We start from the raw sequence: 1,877 nt of genomic DNA, 5'->3' as shown, positions 1-1,877 counted from the left end.
CTCGTCATCTACGATCCAGGGTGCTGCCACGACGAAACATCCTGCACGACAGCGGGTCTCACCGCTACATGACCGAACCCGTTAGGGGATCTTAGGAGGCCGAAATGGCTACCGAAACCACCACTACTTCCGCCAAGGCGTGGGCCCCGGATCTGCAGGCGTTCGCACCCGACGACGTGGTGCCCGAGGCGCTGATCATGCAGGTATCGACCATCGCCGGTTCAGTCGAAGGTGATTCGCCCGTGGTTCGCGTCGCGTACGTGGACGACGATGACGCGCAGTTCACCGCCGAGGGATCGGCGATCCCCGAGGGAGACCCCGACCTCGCCGAGGCGTTGATCCACACCGCCAAGATCACTCAGCTCGTGCGCCTGTCTCGCGAGCAGTACGCGCAGAACGGCACCGCTGACATGCTGGCCTCGTCGGTCCAGCGTGCCATCACCAAAAAGGCCAATCAGGCGTTCCTGTCCCAGGTTGCGCCCACATCCCCGGCTGTCGCCCCCGTGGCGGGCTTGGTCAATGTGTCGGGCATCGTTGCCGGCGATGCGGTCACCGGGTCGCTAGACGCGCTCGTGGACCTCGTTGCGGAGTTGCAGGCGAACGACGCCACGCCGACGCATCTGATTCTCGATCCCCTGGGTTGGGCCGAGTTGCGCAAACTCAAGACCGCGACGGGTTCCAATCAGTCGCTGCTCGGTGCGGGTACGACCGATGCTCAGGCACTGCTTCTGAGCCTGCCGACGTTGGTGTCCAACGCGATGCCGGCAAGTACCGGGCTCGTGATCGACAAGTCCGCGGTGATTTCCGCCGTCGGGTCGATCCTGCTGGCGACCAGCACTGAGGCCTACTTCGCCAGCGACTCGATCGGGCTGCGCGCTACCTGGCGTACCGGTCATACGGTCCCGCGCCCGGATCGGCTGGGCAAGTTCACCATCGGCGAATAATTCCCGAGAGGCCCTGCATACCCGGCAGTGTGGGGCCTCTCTTTTTCTAAGGACCGAACATGGAGAATCCACTGACATGGGCCGACCTGAAGGTGTTCGAGCCCGACCTCGACGAGCCACTCGCCGACGCCATGATCTGGTCGGTGTGGGCGAAGGCCAAGACGATCGCGCCATGCCTGAGCACGCTCGACGCGGACGCTGATCAATCCGAACTGGTGCGTTCGACCATGCGCATGGTCGTACTGCGTTGGTACGAAACGGGTTCAGGCGGGGTCACTCAACAGTCGGCCGGTGATTATGCGCAGACGAACAGCAGCTATGCGGGCGGGCGATGGCGTCCCGATGAGATCGAGGATTTACAGGCGGTGTGTGGTCAGGCCGACACCGGCAAGGCATCGACCATCGCGACTTGGGATACCGGATCGCTGGGCACCACACACCCGTTCCTGCTCGGGTGAGCTCGGGGCCGGGTGGCGCTCACGAAGACGTGAGGGGATCAACGACGCTCCCGTGTCACCCGGTTTCGCTCAGTCGTTAGTAACTGTGACCTTCTGCCAGTAGGCCGGGCTGTAGTACTGCACGCTTCCATCGTCGGCGCGGGTTTTTAGGATGCCATCTGCTTCGAACGAATAGCTGGTGATAGCGCCGCGGATCATCTCTTCCTTGGCGCCGCGTTCCGGGTCGAAGACCTTGATGCTGATTTCCATCGGGTCAGGATCTCATCCGCATTGCCGCTGGTCAGGGGCGACACGCCAGCGGTGCTCTCGTATCGTTGACCATGACCATCACTGAATGCGCAGATCTGCTCGGGGTCACTTCGCGGGTTGTATCGCGCTATGATCCCCTAACGGGTTCGGTCATGTAGCGGTGAGACCCGCTGTCGTGCAGGATGTTTCGTCGTGGCAGCACCCTGGATCGTAGATGACGAGTTGT

3 protein-coding genes are annotated in these 1,877 nt (G+C 62.6%); 2 read left to right on the top strand and 1 reads right to left on the bottom strand.

From position 1 onward, the window contains the following. Positions 1 to 104: 104 nt before the first annotated feature. Both ACWEMY_RS29220 and ACWEMY_RS29215 read left to right on the top strand, forming a co-directional pair. Positions 105 to 944 carry a phage major capsid protein gene (locus ACWEMY_RS29220; protein WP_452392604.1) on the top strand — a complete coding sequence of 280 codons (840 nt, stop codon included), beginning with the start codon at positions 105 to 107 and terminating at the stop codon, positions 942 to 944. Positions 945 to 1,003: 59 nt separating this feature from the next. Next, entirely contained in the window at positions 1,004 to 1,402 is a 399-nt protein-coding gene (locus tag ACWEMY_RS29215) for a hypothetical protein (RefSeq protein ID WP_452392603.1), read from the top strand. Between the two features lie 69 nt (positions 1,403 to 1,471). On the opposite strand, the gene ACWEMY_RS29210 is transcribed toward ACWEMY_RS29215, so the two are convergent. Continuing rightward, a complete protein-coding gene (locus ACWEMY_RS29210) occupies positions 1,472 to 1,651 on the bottom strand; it encodes a hypothetical protein (RefSeq protein ID WP_452392602.1) in 180 nt (59 codons plus the stop codon). Positions 1,652 to 1,877 lie beyond the last annotated feature (226 nt).

This window comes from Nocardia sp. NPDC004415, from assembly GCF_053602435.1.
Note: the sequence above shows the minus strand (reverse complement) of the source record. Positions and strands in the feature narration are given on the sequence as shown.

Excerpts from the sequence above, each read along its gene's own strand:
- ACWEMY_RS29220 (WP_452392604.1), top strand. The coding sequence starts at position 105 with ATGGCTACCGAAACCACCACTACTTCCGCCAAGGCGTGGGCCCCGGAT.
- ACWEMY_RS29215 (WP_452392603.1), top strand. The coding sequence starts at position 1,004 with ATGGAGAATCCACTGACATGGGCCGACCTGAAGGTGTTCGAGCCCGAC.
- ACWEMY_RS29210 (WP_452392602.1), bottom strand. The coding sequence starts at position 1,651 with ATGGAAATCAGCATCAAGGTCTTCGACCCGGAACGCGGCGCCAAGGAA.